Origin of the sequence: Streptomyces sp. NPDC048590 (assembly GCF_043199535.1) — a bacterium.
GTDB lineage: Bacteria > Actinomycetota > Actinomycetes > Streptomycetales > Streptomycetaceae > Streptomyces.
In genome coordinates this window covers 17,308-37,414 of record NZ_JBICWC010000003.1, presented here as the reverse complement: position 1 = coordinate 37,414, position 20,107 = coordinate 17,308, and the positions used below count along the sequence as shown (strand labels likewise).

Here is a 20,107-nt window from a genome sequence, read left to right as displayed (position 1 = left end):
GACTATTCACGGTCTTCCGCGGTGGAACGGCGACGCATGGCGAACAGCAGCCCGCCACCGACGAGGACGACTACGGCGACACCGACCCCGATGAGGACTCCGGTGGAGCTGCCTCCGTCGTCGGACGAACCGCCCGACGCGGCGGCGGCCGGGACCGCCGACCACCAGCTCCAGTAACCGTCCTGACCGTAGATGTTGCCCGCGTCCGACGGCATCGTCGTGATGGACTTGATCTGGTCGGTGCGGTAGGCCTCGACGGCATTCGGGTACGCCATGACGTTCATGTATCCCGTGTCGTACAGCCGCGACTCCATCTGCTTGACGAGGTCGGCCCGTTTGGCGGGGTCGTATTCCGCCGCCTGCTTCGCGTACAGGTCGTCGTACTGCTTGTCGCAGATGAAGTTGTCGGTCGCCGCCGACGCCTTCGCCTTGGTCGGCAGCGCGGCACAGGTGTGGATGGACAGCACGAAGTCGGGGTCCGGGTTCACGGACCAGCCGTCGAACGCGAGGTCGTACTCACCGGCGTACCAGGGGTCGGAGACGTTGTCGAGGCAGTCGACCTTCAGGCCGACGCCGAGGTCTCCCCACCACTCCTGGAGGTACTTGCCGATCGCCTTGTCGTTGGGGTCGGTGGCGTGGCACAGGATGCGGAAGTCGAGCGGCTTGCCGTCCTTGCCGACGCGCTTGCCGGCACCGTTCTTCTTGTAGCCCGCCTCGTCGAGCAGCGCGCCGGCCTTGGCCGGGTCGTAGGCGAGCTTCTGCGCGCCCTCGGGCTTCCAGAAGTACGAGCCGTAGCGGGGAGGGATGTACCCCTCACCCTCCACGGCGTGGCCCTGGAAGACCTTGTCGATGATGGTGCTGCGGTCCACACCCATGAAGAGCGCCTGGCGGACCTTCTGGTCCAGCAGGGCCTTGTGCCCGTCGCCGAACTTCTCGCCGTCCTTGGTCCGCGCGCCCGGGTTGACGGCCAGGGCGTAGAAGCGGCGGCCGGGGGCGTCGTTCACCTTGATGTCGGGGGCGTTCTTCAGCGACGCCGACTGGGCGGGCGTCAGGCTGGGGCTGCCGGCGACGAAGGAGACCTCACCCTTCCGGAGGGCGGCGACCGCGGCGTCCTGGTCCTTGTAGTAGCGGAAGACCAGCTCGTCGAACTTGGGCGCGCCGCGCCAGAAGTCCTTGTTGGCCTTCAGCTTCACATAGCTGTCGACCTTGTAGTCCGTCAGGATGAAGGGGCCGTTGCCGACGATCGGGAACTTCGTGTCGTTGTTGAACTTGGAGAAGTCACCGACCTTCTCCCAGACGTGCTTGGGGACGATCGGCACGTCCAGCGCCGTCATCGTGGCCTGAGGCTTCTTCAGCTCTATGACCAGCTTGTCCGGGCTCGGAGCGGTGACCTTCTTGAAGTTGCTGACGAAGCTTCCGTTCGAGGTGGCCGCACCCTCGTCCGTCATCATCGTGTTGAAGGTCCAGGCCGCGTCCTCGGCGGTGGCCTTCTCCCCGTCCGACCACTTGGAGTCGGAGCGGATGGTGTACGTCCACGTCAGCTTGTCCGCCGAGGACTCCCACTCGGTCGCGAGGCCAGGGATCGTGTGGGAGTCCTTGGCGTCGTAGTTGGTGAGGTAGTCGTACATCAGGCGGTGGATGCTCGTGGAGACCAGCCGCTGTGCGAGGAACGGGCTCAGGGAGTCGACGCTCTGCGCGACCGCGACCGTGAGCACCGACTTCCCGTCGGCGGCCTGTGCCTGCTGCGGAGCGGGGGCGAGCGGGTTTCCGGGGACGACCGAACCGGCGGCCAGCGCCAGGGCGGCGGCTCCGGAGGCGAGAAGGATACGCAGACGGCCGCGTGGGTGACTGGAGCGTGGAGGGAATCTTGTGACCATGGACGTGGACCTCGCGTCGTGTCTCGCATGGTGAAGGCGGGTAGATCTTTGGTTCGCCAACTGGTGATGCGAAGGTTTATCAGCGCCGGTCGAGTCGCGTCAACGGTCCGCCAAACCGCGTGTGGTCTGCGGGAATGCAATGAGGGCTCGCACCGAGTCGACGGTGCGAGCCCTCATTGGTTTAGACCTCTGCTGCCTTACTGCTGAGGGGCGGACGGCGGCTGCGGAGGGTGCTGCTGACGGCCCGTCGGCGGCACCGGACCCTGCAGTTCGGGCTGTCCGGGCTGATGTGCCTGGCCACCGGGGTGAGGCGGCTGAGGAGGCGTCACGGCACCCGCGCCGGGCGGCGCCTGGGGCGGCTGCTGCTGCCAGCCGGTGCTCTGCGCGCCAGGACCGGAGTACGGGGGATACGGCTGCTGCGGTGCGGCCGCCTGCTGCGGGGGCTGCTGCCCACCGTACGGCTGCTGCTGTCCCCCGTACGGCTGCTGGGGCGGATACGGCTGACCGGGGTACGGCTGCTGGCCGCCGTACGGCTGCCCGGGGTAGGGCTGCTGTCCGGGCTGGGGCTGCTGTCCGGGCTGGGGCGCGTACGGCTGTTGTCCCGGCTGGGGCGCGTAGGGCTGTTGCTGTCCGGGCTGGGGCGCGTACGGCTGCTGACCGGGCGTCTGCTGCCCCGGCATCGGGGGAGCGAACTGCGGCGGCGGGTTGCCGTCCGCCGTCCAGAGGCCCTGCTGCTGCTGGGCCCGCTGGAAGTCCTCCGCCACGAGCGCGGAGAGGTTGAAGTAGGCCTCCCGGGTCTTCGGCCGCATCATGTCGAGGTCGACCTCGGCCCCCGCGGCCAGGTGCTCGTCGAAGGGGACGACGACCACGCCGCGGCACCGCGTCTCGAAGTGCTGCACGATGTCGTCGACCTTGATCATCTTTCCGGTCTCGCGGACACCGGAGATCACGGTCAGGGAGCGCTGCACGAGTTCGGCGTAGCCGTGCGCGGAGAGCCAGTCCAGGGTGGTGGAGGCGCTGGAAGCACCGTCCACGGACGGGGTCGAGATGATGATCAGCTGGTCGGCGAGGTCCAGCACCCCGCGCATCGCGCTGTAGAGCAGACCGGTGCCCGAGTCGGTCAGGATGATCGGGTACTGCTTGCCGAGGACGTCGATCGCCCGGCGGTAGTCCTCGTCGTTGAAGGTCGTGGAGACCGCCGGGTCCACGTCGTTGGCCAGGATCTCCAGACCCGAGGGCGCCTGCGAGGTGAAGCGGCGGATGTCCATGTACGAGTTGAGGTACGGGATCGCGCCCACCAGGTCGCGGATGGTCGCGCCGGTCTCGCGGCGCACCCTCCTGCCGAGGGTCCCGGCATCGGGGTTGGCGTCGATGGCGAGGATCTTGTCCTGCCGCTCGGTCGCCAGGGTCGAGCCGAGGGCGGTGGTGGTCGTCGTCTTGCCGACGCCGCCCTTGAGGCTGATGACGGCGATGCGGTAGCAGGACAGCACCGGTGTACGGATCAGATCCAGCTTGCGCTGCCGCTCGACCTCCTCCTTCTTGCCGCCCAGCTTGAAGCGTGAGGCGGCCGAAGGGGTGCGGCTGCTCTTCGCCTTCTGCTTGCCGCGGACCAACCGGTCGGAGGACAGCTCGACGGCCGCCGTGTAGCCCAGCGGCGCACCCGGCACGGAGCGTTCGCGCTGGTCGTGGGTGACGGGGGTCGGCCAGGCGGACCCGGCGCGCGGGTCGACGGGCTGCCCCTGAGGCGCGGGCTGCTGAGGCTGGTACGCCTCGGGCTGCTGCTGCTGCTGCGGGGCGGGCAGGTTCGGGGTGCCGGGGCCCAGCTGCTGCGGCGCGGGCAGGTTCGGTGCGCCCGGGCCCTGCTGATGGGGGATCTGCGGGGGCAGGGGCGTGCTCTGCGCGGGCGGCTGCGGGTGTGCCTGCGGGGCCGGGAACCCGTAGCCGCCGGGCTGGGCGCCCTGGGGCGGCGGGGGCGCCTGGTGGTGCGGCTGGGGTGCCTGGGGTGCGCCGCTCTGCGCCGGCAGCTGGGGCGGCTGATGCGGGAAGCCGTACCCGCTCGGCTGCGGAGCCTGAGGGAATCCGTAACCGCCTTGTGGGGCCTGCGCGTCGGGCCGAGCGGGCGGCAGGGGTGTCTGCGCTGCGGGCGGCACCGGTGGCACGGGTGCCTGCGGCGCGGGAGGGACCGCAGGAGGCGGCGTCTGCGGGAAGCCGTAGCCGCCCTGGTCGGCGGAGGCCGCGACCGGAGCGGTCCCGGGCTGCTGCGCGTGCCACTGCTGCGCGGGCGGGGGAGCGCTCGGCTGCGGCGCCGCGGGCTGGAAGGCGGGCGGCAGCGGTGGCAGTGCACCCTGGGGCGGCGGAGCCGGAGCCCAGGGCACCGGAGCGTTCGACGGGACGGCGTCCTCGGGGGTGCCGGTGGGAGTCCCGTCCGCCGGCGGTGTGTCCGTGTCCTCGGGCGCTGATCCCGTGGGTACGGCCGTCTCACCGACGGCCGCACCGCCGTCCGGTACCGGGCTGTCGTCGGAGTCCGAGGGGGAGTCCGAGGGGGAGTCCTGCGCGGCGGAATCCTCCAGGGTGCCGGATTCGTCCCGCGCCTCGGGGTCCGAGGGGGCCGTGCCGTCCGCGATCTCCGGGGCCGTCCGCTGCTCACCCACCGCGTCTTCGCGGTCCTCGTCGTCGTCCGTCGTCGGCGCGACGGGCGAGGGGGATGCCACCGGTTCGTCCGTGGAATCCGCGCGCTCCTCCTCGGCCTTGGCCGCCTCCCGCTCGGCGATCTCCCGCTTCAGGGCTCCGGGCGAGAACCGCATCGTGGCGCCGCTCTCCACGTCACCCCCGCCGAACGCGCCGCCCTCGGGGCCCTGATCGGCCGGCGCCGGGACTGGCGCAGGGGCCGGAGCGGCGGGCGCGGGCTCGAAGGAGGGCGCGGACGGCTCGGGGGAGGCCTGCGGTGCGGTTCCGGCCGGCGTCACCTGCGGGCGGCCGGTCTCGAATCCGCCGGGGATCCCCGGACCCGGCACGGACAGGGGAGCGCCCTGCGGCGGGGGAGGCGGAGCGAGGTGCGTCCCCGCCCCACCCGAGGAATCACCCGTCGCGTTCTGCGTGTACCAGGCGGGAGGGGTGTAGTCGATGGTGAACTCACCCGTCATCTCGGCGGGATCCGCGTCGGACGACTCGTCGACGGGCGTGTTCCATCCCCCGCTGATCTCGTCCCGATCGCCGTTCACTTTGCCTCCTGGTGTGGTCGAGCACCCTTGTGCCGTGGTGGGTGGGGGCGACCGATCCCGTCGTCCGGAGCGCCCGGCTCTCCCCCTTGCGACGCGCGGTGCCTGCCCTCAGGTTCCTCCGACGCGTGCCCCCACCCACCCTAATCGCCATGTGGCGCACAACGGCAGGGCGTATCGCCCAGCAGCGACTGTCCCGTGCGTCACGCCCTGCCCCCGAACGGCGAAGGGGGCGAACGTGGAGGCACGTCACCTGCCGGGACGCCCAGGGGGCGGACGGGACCGACGTCGGTCACGGCCGCCCGTCTCCGCGACCCCTACTCCAGGTCGAACTCGCCGTCCCGCGCCCCGAGGACGAACGCCCGCCACTCCGCCTCCGTGTAGCGCAGCACGGTCTCCGGGTCCAGCGACGAACGCATGGCGACCGCGCCCCCCGGGAGATGGGCGATCTCGACCCGCTCCTCGACGTTCTCGGTCCCGGGGGCGCTCAGCCACCGCACATCCGAGATGTCGAGAGCGTAGAGCTCGTCCTTTTCCTGCTGGGTGCCCATCGCACGCCCTTCCGTCGAACCGGTTCGTTCCCCCGACATGATCCTGAAAAGCGGAGCCTCAGGGGCCGGAACGACGAGGAATCAGTCCATCCTGCGCGCTGTGCCCAGGAGTCCGGTCTCGACGTCCGTCGCACTCGTCATCACCCAGTGGCGGTCACGGCCCGCCACCCAGAGCGTGACGCCGTCCGCCAGCGTGGGCAGCGCCTCGCTCTCGGTACGCGCGAGCCCCAGGATGCGGCCGATCTGCTCCGCCTCGGCCGGCGAGACGCGCTGGACGCCCACCAGGGTCGCCGAGCGCAGCAACCGGGGCGCCACGGGGCTCAGATAGGGCAGCAGTGTCAGCACCGACTGCCACGGCGACGACACCACGCGCCCACGCGGAGGACGCATACCGCAGTCGCGGACCACCACCACGGGGCTGCTGACGGTCGCCCCGGTGGGCGGAACCCTGCCCACGTCGTGCAGCGAGACGCACTCCAGTCCCGCACCGGCGGACTGCGCCAGTTGCGTCCAGGCCTGCGTACGCCCCGTCTCCACGGCCACCCGCGCACCGGTCGCCGCCGCCCGCAGCGCCAGCACCTGCGCGGTCCACAGGCCACCGATCAGCACGACGTCGTACGGCGTCGGCCGGTGGAAGCCGATCATCTGCGGCCTGCCCTCGGCGTCGTCGCCGATGATGACGCCGTCGTCCCCCACGGGGAGCGACAGCGCACCCAGGTGATCCGCGGCCAGGGTGTGGCCCGCGTGACGCGGGCCCAGCAGGCCCCTCCTCGGGGCGAGTCGCCGTGTCACTGCGCACCTCCGAGCGGGAGAGTGGCCAGGACACCCGGGAACTGCTCCCGGTCGAGCCGTACCAGCCCGACCCCGGCGTGCCGTGCCGCCTGCTCCAACGTCCTTCTCACTCCGACCAGTTCGGTGTCGGAACCACCGGTGATCCGCACATGCCCACGTACGGACAGGTGCCCCTGGTGACCGCCTCGGCGCACCGTCAGGCTGAACGTCGTCGCGTACGCGGGTACAGAGGTCAGCAGGGCGACGAGCCGCGGCAGCGGCGTCGCCCCCCGTCCCAGCTCGGGCCACCGGTCCACGGCGTAGCTGGTGTGCCAGCGGTCGTCGCAGCGCCAGACCCGGGCCGTCTCCGCCGTCCGCCGCTGCGGGGCGGCATCGGGGCGTCCGGCACGGGCCGACAGGATGGCGTTGGCGCAGGCGGACGTCGCGAGAGCGGAGTTGACCTCGTCCTGGTCCAGCACCGAGGCACGGAACCCGGCCCCCGTGATCCGGCTCGCCACATGGTCCGCGACCCGCACCAGACAGCGCTGGGCCCCGGCGATACCGCCGCCACGTGCCTCCACGGCCTCCCGGCAGAGCTCCGGATCCAGCTTCACCGCCACCCAGGTCATCCGCAGCGCGGGCGCCCCGGTCCGGTCCTGGAGCGGACCGTAGGACAGCCGGGCGACCGAACGCTCCGGAAGGTGGGGAGCGGGTGCGGGCCGCACCTGCTGCACCAGTTGCGCCGACTCCAGGACGATGTCGTCCACGGTGAGGGCCTCGCCCAGGAGGGACAGCGGGAGTGACCGCGCACCCATCGCCTGGCGCAGGGACTCACCGCTCGCCTCGACCCGGACGACCGCCGTCAGGAACGTGCCGTCACCGACCATGCCCACCGTGCGGCGGGCGCCGTCCACATAGATGTACGGAGCGAAACCCGGCACGCCTTCCGCCACCGGGGCCAGCTGCGGCTCCGTCCCGGCCGGAACCGCAGTGGCGGTGCGTCGGCGGTGGCGGAGGGACTGGACGGTCGCGAGCCAGTCCTGCACGGCCCAGCCCCGTCGGCGTACCACCGCGAGGAGGACCAGCAGACAGGCGATCACGCCGGCGGGGATCATCCAGGCGCCCCCGAGCACCGCGCCCACGGCCGCGACCGCGAGGGCCGCCTCGACCAGCACCATCCGACGCAGCGCGGGGCCGACGCGGCCGGTCCTGGAGATCGAGCGGAGCGTGGTCGCCGCGGGGGCGTCCGACGACGGCTGGGGGGTCTGTACGGCAGGCTCGTTGCTGCGTTGCCGCCGGGAAGGGCCGGGCGTCCGGCGGGCAGACCGCCTCGTGCGCTCCCCCGTCGCTGCACCCATCGCCGCGTTGCCCCCTCGTGTCCGTATTCACCGTTTTTTGTATGGGCGTTGATCGGGCGATCACCCTACCTGAGCGGTGAGAGCCAAGTGCCAACAGGCATAGTAGGGGGCCCGGTCGGCGGCGGCGGCCCACCGAGGGTGTGGGAACCTGGTCGCCCATCGGGGAGAAGGGGCAGCGCGCACATGGCATCACGGCGGGACGAACTCAATGCCTACACCTTCGCGAAGCGGAGGTTGGTCGCACAGTTCCTGCAGCCCCACCCGTCGGGTTCGGAAGAGGGCGCTCCGCGTCCACTTCGTGCGGTGGTGCCCGGCGTGATCGTCGGAGCGGTCACACTCGCCGTGTTCGGCGCCTGGGGCATGTTCAAGCCCGTCGCGCCACAGAAATGGGACACCCCGTACGAGAACGTCATCATCGCCTCCAAGTCGACCACGCGATATGTGGTGTTGAAGACCGACGGCAAGACGCAGCTCCACCCCGTGCTCAACATGTCGAGCGCCAAGCTCCTCCTCGCCCCCGACAAGGGCACCGTCGTCAAGGTCGACGAATCGGTTCTGGACAGCGGGAAGATCCCCCACGGCGCGACGCTGGGCATCCCCTACGCGCCGGACCGCCTGCCCGACGGGACCGAGGCCGGCTCCGCGAAGCGCTGGGCGGTCTGCGAGAGGCCCGGCGAGGGCGGCAGGGCCATCCAGAAGGCGGCGTTCGTCTTCGCGGAACGCGAGAAGGGCAGAACCGAAGGGGCGAGCAAGCTCCACGGCGGCGAGCTCATCTACGTCGAGGGCCCCGGACCCGACCGCACCCGCTACATCGTCGACGCCGGCGGCAAGGCGTACAGCCTGGAGAAGAGTGAACTCCTCCAGCGCACGCTCGTCGGCCACGGCCGCGACCCCCAGCGGGTCTCCGCCGACTGGCTCGACACCCTCCACACCGGGGACCCGGTCACCTTCCCCACCATCGAGGGAACGCCGGGCAGCGACGCGGGGGTTCCGGGCGAACTCCGGCCCCAGGACAACAGGGTCGGCATGGTCCTCGCCGCGACCTCCGGCACCACCACCCAGCACTACGTGGTGCTGCCCGGAAGGGTCGCACCGGTATCCGACTTCGTCGCCAAGCTCCTCCTCAGCAGCCGCAGCCTGGTCGGGCTCGACCAGGACGGCAAGGCCGAGCAGGTCAGCGCCGGCGCCTTCGAGCCCGGTGAGGCCTTCGGGCAGGAGCGGGACTGGCCCACGGACGAGCCCACCCCCGTCAACTCGGCGAGCACCGCCGACGGAAGCCGCAACACCGTCTGCAACGTCCTGCGCGGCGTCTCCGGCAAGAGCGGCTCCGCCACGCTCAGCACCTGGGCCGGGAAGGCGTTCCCCGCCACCCTCCCGACGGGCTCCAGCAGCGCCTACGTCACCCCCGGATCCGGCCAGCTCTTCCGCCAGTTCAAGGGATCCAGCCCCGAGTCGGGCCCGCTGTTCCTGGTCACCGACACCGGCCTGCGCTATGCCATGCAGTCCAACGGCGACAGCGCGCAGGACGACTCAGGCATCGGTGAGTCAGGTACCGCGGAGGAGCGGGAGCAGCGCCGGCAGGAGGCACAGCAGGCGCAGAACCGGCTCGGGTACAAGGACGTCGACCCCGCCCCCGTACCCGCGGCCTGGTCCGCCTTCCTGCCGACCGGCCCCCGGCTGTCGACCGGCGCCGCCCGCCAGCCGCAGGGTTCGTGAGGAGCCACCACGTGACCACGCACGCTTCGTACCGCCGACGGCTGCTCACGGCCGCGGGCGCCACCGCCGTCCTCCTGGTCACGCTGCCGGCGCTGCCCGCGGCCGCGGAGGACTCCACCCAGTGCACCTTCCCCGCCAAGCCGTACGCCGGGCGGCCCTGGGCGCTCCAGCGCGTGCTGATGGACGAACTCTGGGAGCAGTCCAGGGGGAAGGGCGTACGGGTGGCGGTCATCGACACCGGCGTCGACGTCAAGAACCCTCAGCTCGCCAAGGCCGTCGACGCCGGGAGCGGCAGCAACCTCCTGCCGAAGAACCTGAAGGACGACAACGGCTCCCCGATCGAGCGGGGCAAGGAGAACGGCACCACCGACGTGGTCGGCCACGGGACCAAGGTCGCCGGCATCATCGCCGCGCGCGAGGCGAAGGGCACCGGTTTCACCGGGCTGGCGCCGGACGCCACCATCATCCCGATCCAGCAGAACGACGCCGAGGGCCACGGAACGGCGGAGACGCTGGCGGCCGCCATCGGCCACGCCGTCCGGGAGGGCGCGGACGTCATCAACATCTCCCAGGACACCGCGAACGCCGTGAAGCCCGCGCCCGCGCTGCGGCAGGCGGTGGACGCGGCGCTGGCCAAGGAGGTCGTGGTCGTCGCCTCGGCAGGCAACGACGGACTGGACGGCACCCTCAAGGAGACCTACCCGGCGTCCTTCCCCGGAGTCCTCGCGGTGGCCGCGTCGGACCGGAACAACGAGCGGGCGGCCTTCTCGCAGTCCGGGGAGTTCGTCGGTGTCGCGGCACCGGGCGTGGACATGATCTCGACGGTCCCCGGCGGAGGCCACTGCGCCGACAACGGAACCAGCTTCTCCGCCCCGTACGTCTCCGGAGTCGCGGCCCTCATCAAGGCCAAGCACAAGGACTGGACGCAGGAGCAAATCGTCGCCCAGATCGAGCAGACCGCGGAACGGTCGATCGCGGGTCACGACCCCCTGGTCGGCTGGGGCGTCATCGACCCGGTGCGCGCACTGACCGAGGACGACAAGCCCATCGAGCGGCCGGTCGCGCGCGAGGGCGTGAGCAAGGGTGAGGCTCCTGTACCCGCCGCACTCCACCTCGGCGAGACCGCCGACGAGCGCAACGCCCGGCTGGCGACGTATGTCGTGGTCGGCGGAGCCGTCCTGGTCGCGGCCATCGCGGGCACGGCCGTGGCCCTGCGTGACCGGAAGCGGAGGCAGGGGCAGCCGGAAGGTTCCTGACGTGGTGGTCGAGGTACGGCTACCGGGAAGTTACGCCATGGACAAGACAGTTGGTCCTGTCAGTGGCATTGGTTAGAGTGATCTGATGTGGCCAGAGGTGTTCCCGTGGATGCGATAGCAACGTAGAACACTCTGTGCAAACGGGGCACACGGGGAACGGGGAAGGGCAGCGACGTGGCCGAAGGAAACGGGGATCTCCGCAAGGGCGTAGGCGCTCTGGAGAAGTTCCAGAGGAGCGTCAACGCGCTGCTTGCCGACCTGGAGAGTTCGCCGGCCGGCAAGTCCAAGGTGGCGGCACAGACGGTCTCGCGCTCCGCGCTCAGCGGCGGCAACGCCTGCTTCGCCGAGGCCGACGGCCTCTACACCCAGTACAACCGGGTCCACGAGTCGCTCGTCTCGCTCTCCAAGTCCCTGGGGGACCAGATCGAGTACCTGAGCCTCGGGGTCCACGCGGCTGCGGTCGGCTTCGACAACGTCGACGACGACACCCGGCGGCGGTTCTACGAGATCCAGGCGCACCTGGACGAGGAACGCGAGAAGGCCCAGGCGGAGCGGGAGAAGACGCAGAAGCCGGAGCAGAACGCCGACAAGCAGAGCGACGCGGGGTGGGGCGCGGAATGAGCGAGCCGAAGCAGCCGGAACAGAGCACCGAGGTTCCCCCGGAGCTGACCCCTGCGGAGCAGCGGGAGCAGGACCAGGAGCGGGTCCAGGGCCAGATCGTCGTCACCGATGTCACCCGCCAGATGCAGGCCGTCATGGAGACGTTCGGCTTCGGAGGCTCCGGATCCTCGGGGCGTACCTCCTTCGAGGGACACGAACTCAACGCGATGATCGACCTCATCGAGAACTCCAGTCCGGAGCACCTCGAAGAGGCAGGCCAAGCGCTCCTGAAGGCGCGGACCTCGCTGAACGACGCGGCGAAGGAACTCGGCGACTTCATCGGGGCGGTCGACTGGGAGGGCGAGTCCGGCTCGGCCTTCCGCGACTGGGGCAACGGCCTGGTCGCCCACGCCTACAAGCTGGGCGAGTACGCGCAGACCGCCGGTACCCAGATCACGGTCGCGGGCACGGGCCTTGCCTCGGTACGGAGCTCCCTGCCGCCCCGTGACACCCGTTTGGTCCGCAAGTCCCCGGAGGACATCGAGTCGCCCGCCCGCATCGAGGGCAACCCGGAGTACGCGGCGGCGGTGAAGGTCGAGAAGGACCGCCAGGAAGCGATCAACCAGGCGAACCGGCTGGCCTCGTACTACGCGGTCTCGGAGGAGACACTGGCGGCCCAGGAGCCGCCGCGGTTCGAGAAGACGCTGGATGTGGCGATGCCGCGGCCGTCGGGCTGGGGTGACGGGAGCGATACGAACTCGGCGACGTCTGGAGGCTCGTCGTTGCCAACCGGAACACGCCCCGAATCCGTGACTGGCCATTCAACAGTGGACAACTCAGGCACTGCGGTCCGTGACGATGGGTTTGCATCGCCGGTCATCGTCACGCCTGTACCCGACAGAACGACGTCGACAGAGATCAACAGTGTTGCCGTCGCGCAGACTCCTCCTGCCTCCCCCGCAGTTGCAACGCAGCCGACTCCTAGCGGCCCCACGGGGGCAGGCGGCCCTACTGCTCCTGTTCCGCCAGGGTTCACCAACCCAGTCAATAACGGCATCAGGGCATCCCAGGGTCCCGCCGGAGCCCTCAAGGCGGTCGGCCAGGGGGGCAACTGGGCAGCACGAGGCACAGGAACTGGGGGCGCCACTGCTAGTGGCCGCTCTGTGCCCACGGTGGGAAGGCCCTCACCCATGTCTGGTACTGGGCCGGCCTCAAGCAATGCCGGGCGGGTGAGTGGTGGTTCGTCTTCACCGATGGCGGGGCGTTCCGGCGTGACTGGCGGCAGACCCGTCGTGGGCGGTCACGCCAACGCCACTGGAACTGCGGGTCCGCGTGGCGGTCGGGCGAGCGGCATTGTGGGCGGAACTCCTCAGCGCGCCGTTCCCAGTTCTTCTGGAGGAGCCCGCAGCGTTCCGCGCGGCACTGTCGTCGGAGCTGGTGGCGCAAACAGTGCCACCCCTCGTCCCAGCGGCCGCAGCGCCCCCAATACGAGTGGAGTTGTGGGCGCACCCCGTGGCGGCGCGCAGCGGCCTGGCACGACCGGCAAGGGCTTCACGACCGGTGGTGCCGGACTCGTACGCGGACCTGCGGCCCGCAGGAATTCGGATCAGGAGAGCCAGGATGAGGTGACGCCAAGGCCGGACTACCTGACCGAGGACCCGGAGACGTGGGAGGCCGGTCGGCGTGGAACCACGCCGCCGGTGATCGAGTAGGGACAGGGAAGGTTCGGAAGTCAGGTATGACCGCAGGAATTAGCCAGACCCGAAAGCGTCGCACTTCCCTCGGATTGAGCGGACGCCTGCTCGGCGTAGCTTCTTTGGCTGCTGCTTGGACTGTCACATTCGCAGGTGTGGCTCCCTCTGCTCTCGCGGATGATACCCAATCGAAGCAGTGGTATCTGGGTGCGATGCAAGCCGAGGAAATGTGGAAGACCTCTACAGGCAGTGGAATCAAAATTGCCGTCATCGACACTGGGGTCAATCCATCGACGCCCTCTCTGGAGGGCCAGGTTCTCAAGGGCGTTGATGCTACGGGCGCCAAAGGGGATGAGACGGATGACTACGACGGTCATGGCACAACCATGGCTGAGTTGATCGCTGGCACGGGGCGTGGTGGAGGACTGAAGGGCCTTGCTCCTGGAGCCAAGATCATGCCGATGAGGGTCGCTGATGCAGATTGGCAGACGAAGGAAAAGCTGAATCCGCTCGATACCACGGATGCAATCCGCGCTGCTGCCGAAAGTGATGCCAAAATCATTAGCATGTCCTTCGGTAACGACTTTGCGTTGGACGAAGAGAGGGAAGCGGTAAAGTACGCCCAGAGTAAGGGAAAGCTCTTCTTTGCTTCCGTTGGTAACGAGGCCAAGAAGGGTAACCCGGTGAGGTATCCCGCCGCATATGAGGAGGTTGTTGGCGTCGCCTCGGCTGATCGCGAGGGAAAGGTAGCCGAATACTCCCAAAATGGGAGCACCGTTGATATCGCGGCTCCTGGTAACGACATCCCCCGTTGGTGTGACTCGTCCTTCCAGAGCTACTGCGACGGCGACGGCGGCACCAGCGCGGCCACCGCCATCGCCTCCGCCTCCGCAGCCCTCGTCTGGTCGGCCCACCCCGACTGGACCGCGAACCAGGTGCTCAACGTCCTCTTCGACACCGCTAGCCGGGACTGGGAGAAGGACACGGTCAGCAAGTACCTCGGCCACGGCCTGATCCGCCCGTCCATGAACATCCTGAAGGGCAAGGGCGACCCGGGCGACCCGGACGTCAGTCCGCTCACCAACGAGAAGACATCCGGCTCAGCCGGCTCAGCAGCCCCGTCCGCATCAGCTTCGTCACAGCCCGCCAAGAAGGACGAGGCTGGTGACGCGGCCATGGCAGGCTCCAGCGCGGAGACGGATGGCGGCGACAGGACGGGCCTGATCATCGGCGGAGTGGCTGTGGTGCTCGTGCTCGGCGGTGCGGCCTTCGTGTTCGCTCGCAAGCGCCGGGCTTCCTGACCCGTCCCACCGAACGTAGTTCCTCATACGCCTCACCCGGCACGATCGCCGGGACGAACCAAGAGCACCAGGAAGGAAGCCAGCACCATGGCAGATCAGAAGCTTTCAGATGAGATGCTCCTCAAGCTGGAGGGCGAACTCACCAGGCGGTTCGACTCCGTGCGGGGCCAGCTGAAGACCCTGCAGGCCACCATTGACAGCCTGGAAGGCACCTGGAAGGGCATCGGCGCCTCGGCGTTCAACGCCAAGCAGGCCGACATCAACCTGAAGATGGGCAACATCGCCACGCGACTGGTCAACTTCCAGGAAGCGATCAAGGCCGCGCGCACCATCTCGGGCAACACCGAGGACGAGATCCGACAGGCCCTCCAGGGCGTCGACGTCGTGGGCGGCTACTCGACGGGTTCCGAGGCCAAGACCTCGGCCATCAACAACCTCTGATTCTCCTCGTACGCGCAGCACGGACGAGAACCCCTACACCGAACTAGTTAGAACCGGAGGACCGCATGCCGCACAACGACGGCACGATGGTTGTCACTTACTCGAGCCTTGAGCAGGCCGCAGGTGACATCGACCGGCAGAGCAGGCAGCTTCAGGAAGACCTCGCGTCCATCAAGCGGATGGTCGGCAGCGCTTCCGAGCTCTGGGTCGGCGAAGCGAAGTCGGCGTACGACTCGGCGCAGGCCGGCTGGGACCGCGACGCGACGGCGATCCAGACCGCCCTCACGGAGATCTCCCGCAAGGTGCGCGACGCGGGCACCGCCTACCACGCGGGCGACAAGCGCGCGCGGGCCAACTTCGAGTAGACCTGCGACAGCAGACGAGCGGACAGGTCAGGGTGGGCACGCACGGGAGGTGCCCACCCTGTCCCATGCCATACGACGGCCCGGCTCAGCGATCCTTCAGCAGCGTCCACCACCACGCGATGCTGGGGATGGGCAACGGCTGATCCTCTTCCCCCTCCTGGAAGGGGGAAGAGGCGCTTCCGTGAGGCAGATCAGCGGGATCCTCCGGATTGACGTAACGATGAGTGGTGAGGGACCAGTCGTAGTCGGCGCGGATCCAGGAACTGCAGTCCGTGACCCAGCGGCGAAGCTCCGGGCCGGCGTCCTGCAGGATCTGGTCCCGCAGACGGAGATAGAGCGCCATGGCGCGGGTGTGCATCATGGCGGTCTCGTTGACCGCCTCAGCGAGCGAACAGCCCCGCTCATGGGCGATGAGGTCGACGATGTTCCCGAAGCCCTCCTGACTGCGCCGGTGCTCCTTGTGGTACGAGACCAGGTCGTTCGACCACCCGATGATCGAGGCGAACACCTCGACGAAGCCGCGGACGTCGTGGCGCTCGTAGTCCGCAGCGGGCAGGTCGTACCCGTGGATGATCTCGCTGAGCGTCGAGAAGATCTTGACCCCGGAGGAGTCGAGCCGGACCGCCAGATGATCCGAGAGCGTGGGGATTCGGCCGTGGGCGCTGTTGGCCGCCATCCAGATCTGGCCCTGCAGATAGGCCCGGAAGCTGGCTGCCCAGCGAGCGGTCTGCACGGGGGTGGTCAAGGTGTCGAGACGTAAACGCAGCTCACGCAGAGCGGCGGAGTAACCGTCGTCCGCCGGGGCTGTCCAAGGCACCTCGACGACACGTTGGAGCTTTGTGATGATCAACAGGGTCGCGTCCGGAGAGGCGGCGGCCGGCCCCTCGTCGCAGAACTCGTCGTCGAACGCGAACAGCCACATCAGGAAGTCCGAGGTCCACTGCAGGCCTTCGACCCGTCCGGAGGGCGCCCCCCGGCTGGTTATCTCACCGACAGCGATGTGTGTCAGCCGTTCACGCTGAGCCCGGTCGGAGAAGAGACCGAACCGATCGAGCCAGGCAGCCGAGCCCTCGTCGATCTCACGCCATCTCGGGTGGATCGCGGACGGGAGCGGAACCCACAGCTGGGGGATCTTCGGAGCCGGAGCATGGGAGGTCATGTACCGCCCTTTCACCTGTTCTTTTTCAACACCTCTGAGCCCCGGAAGTTAGCAAGGTGCCTGGGGTACGGGTACAGCCGTTTCAAGCCTGTTTGTGGCTTTGCAACGATGTCCTGGACGTTACGGCCTGGGACATCTCTCCATGTCGCGGACGCCTGCGTGAGCTCTCAAGGTGGTTGAACGCGCCACCATTGGGATGATCGACCCCCTCGGGCGGTTGGCCCGAAACTGCCTCTTGCCAGTTGAGGATTCACCGATTCAGCGGTGGATGACCAGATCCCCCGAAGGGGAACGGGACCCTCAGCACTCGCCCTCACGGCTCGTCACGGCGAAGTCGTAGTTCGGGACCGTCACCGTGCCGGCGCCCCCCGCCACGCCGGGGGGCGTGTAGTCCCCGTCCTCCGACGGGGTGCGCACGACGTGTACACAGAAGACCGCGTCCGCGCCTGCGGCCTGGACCGTGTAGTCGGCGTCGGAGGGCTTGTTCGAGGCTGCGGCGCTGGCCCCCACTCCATCCTGCGGGGCGCCACCGCCGCCGTTCTCGACGATCTCCTCCTCGATCATCGTCGCGAACTCCTCGTCGAAGCCGCTGTCATCACCGAAGATGTCACCGAAGCGGGAAGTGCCGTCCATTTCCTCCGCGGCCTGGCTGACCGCGCTGGACAGCTCGTCATCGCTCCACTCGGCGTCGGCGACTACGGTCATGAACTGGAACGCGGTGAACACGCCTATGCCTGCCATCCCGAAGAGGACGACGCGAGCCACGACGAAGGTGGAGTCGGGGAGCGCCGGTGCCGAAGGATTGAACGACTCGCGCCACGCACGGACCCGATCCGCTTTGACGCACCCCATGGCGACGAGCCCGGCTGTCAACACAAAGGTAAGTACAACCATCACATTCGATGCCTTTACTGTTCTCGCCCGTCGGACGCGTTAACCAAAGAAGTGAGACGTTCTTCGGGCGCTTGACTGGAATCTACTATGAGCAGTGGTCTGAATTTTTGAGCTTCTCCGAATATTCGCGGACAAGGTTCTTGAGTGCCTCCGCGCTAGGTTTCCCTCCTGAGACCCGGATGCTTGTGAAGACTCTCTCGCCGCTCGTCGGGGGCCGGAGGCAGGTCACTTCCCCGATCGCCCCGTTCTCGGAGTAGATGAACTTCCCGTCGTCCGTCATTTTGTCGCCGGGGTCGACATTATTGAACGGCATGGAGGCAACATCGAGCAGTGATGTGTCCTTGCGTAGCCACTCGGAACTTGCTGATAGTGCCTCCTTGTCGTCTACGTATACTCGGCACCTTCTGATACCTTCCGTTTCGTGGCGAGCCACTACGGATACTTTCTTTCCTGGCGGTAGCAAGGGGTCAAGTAGCTTCGGTGAGATAGATTTACCGCAGAGGGAGCCGGGGGTCTCGTAGGATTTCGCGGGAGCCGAACAGGCCGAACTGGAGATCGCCAAGATCGCCGCCCCCATGACTGCTGCTGAGGCCCTCAGTTTGGTGCGACTATCCAGGAGTGATCTGTTCATATTGATTCCTGTTTGTTTTCAATGCCGTACTGATGGCGTTCTCTGCGACTATGCGGGAATATCGGTGTCGAGGTCCTTGGCCATCTTCTGGCCTGCTGTGGAAGCGTCGTTAAATCCGTCCCGAGTCCCCTCTCGTGTCCACTCCTCGAACTGTTCAATGTTGGGCGACCTGTGTGCCCTTCCTGCGGTATCTGCTGCAACTCTGGCCAGTTCGGTATTCCTTTCCGTGCTATCTTCCCAGAGCTCCCCTACGGTCTTTCCTGCCTCCTTCAATTTATCGGGCTCTGTGTCCTTGAAAAGCTGTTCCAGTACAGCGCCGGTAACAGTCCCTGCCGCTCCACCCGCTGCGGCTCCTACGGCCGGGCTTGCGATGAAGCTCGTGCCAATTCCTACTCCTGTACCGATTACTCCCGAAGCGATGCCCTTCTTCTGATTCACGGCATGCTCGAAGTCGCCGTCAGCTTCGTTCGCTTCTCCCAGCACCGCTTCCTGGCGCCCGATTGCCAGGGTTCCTCCAATCTCACCGGACCGGCGAGTAATTTCTTTGATCGTTTCTTCGGTGGAGTGAGGGTACTTTTGGTCACCGGGGAGGTCGGGGTTCAGGTGATAGTCCATAAGGCTGGCCATGTACGATTTCTGACCGACTTCGACAGCGGCGTAGCCCTCAGGGTTCTGCTCTAGGCTTACCAATAGGCGAGTTACGTCTGTGTGCTCCAGGTCGGCAATGTGGCCTGAAATTGGGAAGAGTTTTGGAACGCTCGTGTTTTCTTCTCCGGCGTCGGTGGTTGCTCGATTGATGTCAGGTAGGTATTCGGATGCAATCTGCCCGATGCTGTCCGACATGTATCCATGCCCGGTCAAGCGCTCTGGGTCGTCGGAAATGGAGGCTGTGAGTCTTTCCATGAGCTTTGCCTGACCTGAGTTATGCGCCGGGAGGTCGGCTGTAGGGATTTCACCCGCCGGATGGCCGGTCGTCGCCGCTTCCAGCGCCAGAGCCATCGCGTTCCGCCCGGAGATACTGTCCTCCCCCTTGCTGGTGAAGTCCTTTGGCCAGTCTCGTTCGCCGAAGAGATAGTCGAAGTTGCTGAGCTCTCTCATCCCCTTCTTGCCGTCCCCGTCGGTGTCCTCCTTGAACTCGTGGTCCTCTTCCTTCGTCAGGAAGGTGTCGTTGAAGAACTCGGTCGCAGCGTCAGGGCTGCTCGACAGCGCCTTCATGAAGCCCGTCATCGGGTCGGTCCCGGAGTCCGACCCTGTCCGGTTGAGAGTCGGGTCCATGACGCCTGCTCGCCACGCCTCATCCCTGCCGTTGTCGGTGCGTTCCTTCTCCGCTTTCATCAGTTCGTTTCCGTAGTCGTCCAAGAACTTGTTGTCGAAGTTCCCCCAGCGCATGAGGTTGCTCATGACCTGGAAACCGACGATGCTCGAACTCCTGGAGACGGGCTGATTCCCCAGTTCCACCATCTCGCGCTTCCAGTCCGTCATGGCCGGGCTGTCGCTCCGAGTGGCGGTGGCGAGTGTGAGGCTCAAGTTCTCCTGCAAGTCGTCGAACTGGTCACCCCGGGAACTCTGCAGGTCGATGGGGGGCGTGTTCAACTCGGCCCAGAAGTCCAACGTCCCCTTCGGGCCCAGCTTCTCCGCGAATCGGGCAGCGAACAGTTCATCACCCGACATCTTCTTGAGGCCGGCGTTCAGCGCGTCGAACTCCTTGGCGCTGAGGTCTGCCGGGTCCTTCCTCGCGAGCGCCGACAGGTCGTCGGCCTCTTCGATCGCGTGTGCCGCAGAGTCCCGGTCCTTGTATGTGGCGCCGGAGAAGCCCAGAACGGCCTGGTCCACCAGTGCCCTCAGAGCGGCGGAGCCCGTGTGGTCGCTCTCGGTCGCCTGGTCGAGGATCTTCTGGATCTCGTCCCGGAGGCGATCGACATCGCTCTGGCTGTGGTCGGCGACGGTCGTCCCCTTGGCCGCGCTGTCGGGCCGGATGTTCATCGAGACCGTGAACCCGCCTCCGCCTGTGGCGACCACCGTGAGGTTCTTCGCCTGCCCATGCTCGATGGCCGCGTCGAGCAGGCCACGTTGCGCCTTCAACTCGTCTCGGGTGTCCTTGAGGATGTTCCACAGGGACTTCGCCTGCTTATGGGCGTCATCGAACTCAGCCACCGTTTTGTCGACGAAACCCTTGGTGACGTTGGCGTTCTCTCCCGACCAGTCAGCCTTCTCGGCTTTCGCCCTGAGTCCTTCACGGGCATCCGTCGCCAGGTGGCGAGGTTGGTGACCAGGG

General features: G+C 67.8%; 16 protein-coding genes. 7 read left to right on the top strand and 9 right to left on the bottom strand.

Annotated features, from left to right (window positions below; genetic code table 11):
• Positions 1-2: 2 nt before the first annotated feature.
• From ACGFNN_RS08445 to eccE, 5 genes are all read right to left on the bottom strand, one after another.
• Positions 3-1,877 carry an ABC transporter substrate-binding protein gene (locus tag ACGFNN_RS08445; protein WP_362668805.1) on the bottom strand — a complete coding sequence of 625 codons (1,875 nt, stop codon included), beginning with the start codon at positions 1,875-1,877 and terminating at the stop codon, positions 3-5.
• 197 nt (positions 1,878-2,074) lie between these two features.
• A complete protein-coding gene (locus ACGFNN_RS08440; protein ID WP_393554069.1) occupies positions 2,075-5,098 on the bottom strand; it encodes an SCO5717 family growth-regulating ATPase in 3,024 nt (1,007 codons plus the stop codon).
• Between the two features lie 314 nt (positions 5,099-5,412).
• On the bottom strand, positions 5,413-5,646 hold the full coding sequence (locus ACGFNN_RS08435) for a DUF397 domain-containing protein (RefSeq protein WP_362551359.1): 234 nt from the start codon (positions 5,644-5,646) through the stop codon (positions 5,413-5,415).
• Between the two features lie 81 nt (positions 5,647-5,727).
• Complete coding sequence (locus ACGFNN_RS08430; protein WP_362668812.1) at positions 5,728-6,438, bottom strand: hypothetical protein; 711 nt, start codon at positions 6,436-6,438, stop codon at positions 5,728-5,730.
• Positions 6,435-7,775 carry a type VII secretion protein EccE gene (gene eccE / locus ACGFNN_RS08425; RefSeq protein ID WP_393554067.1) on the bottom strand — a complete coding sequence of 447 codons (1,341 nt, stop codon included), beginning with the start codon at positions 7,773-7,775 and terminating at the stop codon, positions 6,435-6,437. The genes ACGFNN_RS08430 and eccE overlap by 4 nt, the downstream gene beginning before the upstream one ends.
• 183 nt (positions 7,776-7,958) lie before the next feature.
• On the opposite strand from eccE, the gene eccB reads away from it, so the two are divergent.
• The 7 genes from eccB to ACGFNN_RS08390 all read left to right on the top strand — a co-directional run bounded on the left by eccB (position 7,959) and on the right by ACGFNN_RS08390 (position 15,148).
• Positions 7,959-9,491, top strand: a complete 1,533-nt coding sequence (gene eccB, locus ACGFNN_RS08420; protein ID WP_393554065.1) for a type VII secretion protein EccB — start codon at positions 7,959-7,961, stop codon at positions 9,489-9,491.
• A gap of 11 nt (positions 9,492-9,502) precedes the next feature.
• Positions 9,503-10,747, top strand: coding sequence for a type VII secretion-associated serine protease mycosin (mycP, locus tag ACGFNN_RS08415; RefSeq protein ID WP_393554063.1), 1,245 nt, complete (start codon positions 9,503-9,505; stop codon positions 10,745-10,747).
• Positions 10,748-10,921: 174 nt separating this feature from the next.
• Positions 10,922-11,368 (top strand): hypothetical protein, encoded by a 447-nt coding sequence (locus tag ACGFNN_RS08410; RefSeq protein ID WP_393554062.1) that lies wholly within the window; start codon positions 10,922-10,924, stop codon positions 11,366-11,368.
• A complete protein-coding gene (locus ACGFNN_RS08405) occupies positions 11,365-13,059 on the top strand; it encodes a hypothetical protein (RefSeq protein WP_393554061.1) in 1,695 nt (564 codons plus the stop codon). The genes ACGFNN_RS08410 and ACGFNN_RS08405 overlap by 4 nt, the downstream gene beginning before the upstream one ends.
• Before the next feature lie 26 nt (positions 13,060-13,085).
• On the top strand, positions 13,086-14,342 hold the full coding sequence (locus ACGFNN_RS08400) for a S8 family serine peptidase (protein ID WP_393554060.1): 1,257 nt from the start codon (positions 13,086-13,088) through the stop codon (positions 14,340-14,342).
• An 87-nt stretch (positions 14,343-14,429) separates the two neighbouring features.
• Positions 14,430-14,783 carry a WXG100 family type VII secretion target gene (locus ACGFNN_RS08395; protein WP_393554059.1) on the top strand — a complete coding sequence of 118 codons (354 nt, stop codon included), beginning with the start codon at positions 14,430-14,432 and terminating at the stop codon, positions 14,781-14,783.
• 86 nt (positions 14,784-14,869) lie between these two features.
• Entirely contained in the window at positions 14,870-15,148 is a 279-nt protein-coding gene (locus tag ACGFNN_RS08390) for a WXG100 family type VII secretion target (RefSeq protein WP_393554058.1), read from the top strand.
• Between the two features lie 85 nt (positions 15,149-15,233).
• Here the strand turns inward: ACGFNN_RS08390 and ACGFNN_RS08385 are convergent, their stop codons facing one another.
• The 4 genes from ACGFNN_RS08385 to ACGFNN_RS08370 form a co-directional block, all read right to left on the bottom strand.
• A complete protein-coding gene (locus ACGFNN_RS08385; RefSeq protein WP_393554056.1) occupies positions 15,234-16,307 on the bottom strand; it encodes a (+)-(1(10)E,4E,6S,7R)-germacradien-6-ol synthase in 1,074 nt (357 codons plus the stop codon).
• A 300-nt stretch (positions 16,308-16,607) separates the two neighbouring features.
• Positions 16,608-17,183 carry a hypothetical protein gene (locus ACGFNN_RS08380; protein WP_393554055.1) on the bottom strand — a complete coding sequence of 192 codons (576 nt, stop codon included), beginning with the start codon at positions 17,181-17,183 and terminating at the stop codon, positions 16,608-16,610.
• A 103-nt stretch (positions 17,184-17,286) separates the two neighbouring features.
• Positions 17,287-17,832, bottom strand: coding sequence for a hypothetical protein (locus ACGFNN_RS08375; RefSeq protein WP_393554053.1), 546 nt, complete (start codon positions 17,830-17,832; stop codon positions 17,287-17,289).
• A 48-nt stretch (positions 17,833-17,880) separates the two neighbouring features.
• Positions 17,881-19,986, bottom strand: a complete 2,106-nt coding sequence (locus ACGFNN_RS08370) for a hypothetical protein (RefSeq protein ID WP_393554052.1) — start codon at positions 19,984-19,986, stop codon at positions 17,881-17,883.
• Positions 19,987-20,107 lie beyond the last annotated feature (121 nt).

Bases quoted from the DNA above. Each gene is read 5' to 3' on its own strand.
- ACGFNN_RS08445 (WP_362668805.1), bottom strand. From the start codon at position 1,877: ATGGTCACAAGATTCCCTCCACGCTCCAGTCACCCACGCGGCCGTCTG.
- ACGFNN_RS08435 (WP_362551359.1), bottom strand. From the start codon at position 5,646: ATGGGCACCCAGCAGGAAAAGGACGAGCTCTACGCTCTCGACATCTCG.
- eccE (WP_393554067.1), bottom strand. From the start codon at position 7,775: ATGGGTGCAGCGACGGGGGAGCGCACGAGGCGGTCTGCCCGCCGGACG.
- eccB (WP_393554065.1), top strand. From the start codon at position 7,959: ATGGCATCACGGCGGGACGAACTCAATGCCTACACCTTCGCGAAGCGG.
- ACGFNN_RS08405 (WP_393554061.1), top strand. From the start codon at position 11,365: ATGAGCGAGCCGAAGCAGCCGGAACAGAGCACCGAGGTTCCCCCGGAG.
- ACGFNN_RS08400 (WP_393554060.1), top strand. From the start codon at position 13,086: ATGACCGCAGGAATTAGCCAGACCCGAAAGCGTCGCACTTCCCTCGGA.
- ACGFNN_RS08395 (WP_393554059.1), top strand. From the start codon at position 14,430: ATGGCAGATCAGAAGCTTTCAGATGAGATGCTCCTCAAGCTGGAGGGC.
- ACGFNN_RS08390 (WP_393554058.1), top strand. From the start codon at position 14,870: ATGGTTGTCACTTACTCGAGCCTTGAGCAGGCCGCAGGTGACATCGAC.
- ACGFNN_RS08385 (WP_393554056.1), bottom strand. From the start codon at position 16,307: ATGACCTCCCATGCTCCGGCTCCGAAGATCCCCCAGCTGTGGGTTCCG.
- ACGFNN_RS08375 (WP_393554053.1), bottom strand. From the start codon at position 17,832: ATGAACAGATCACTCCTGGATAGTCGCACCAAACTGAGGGCCTCAGCA.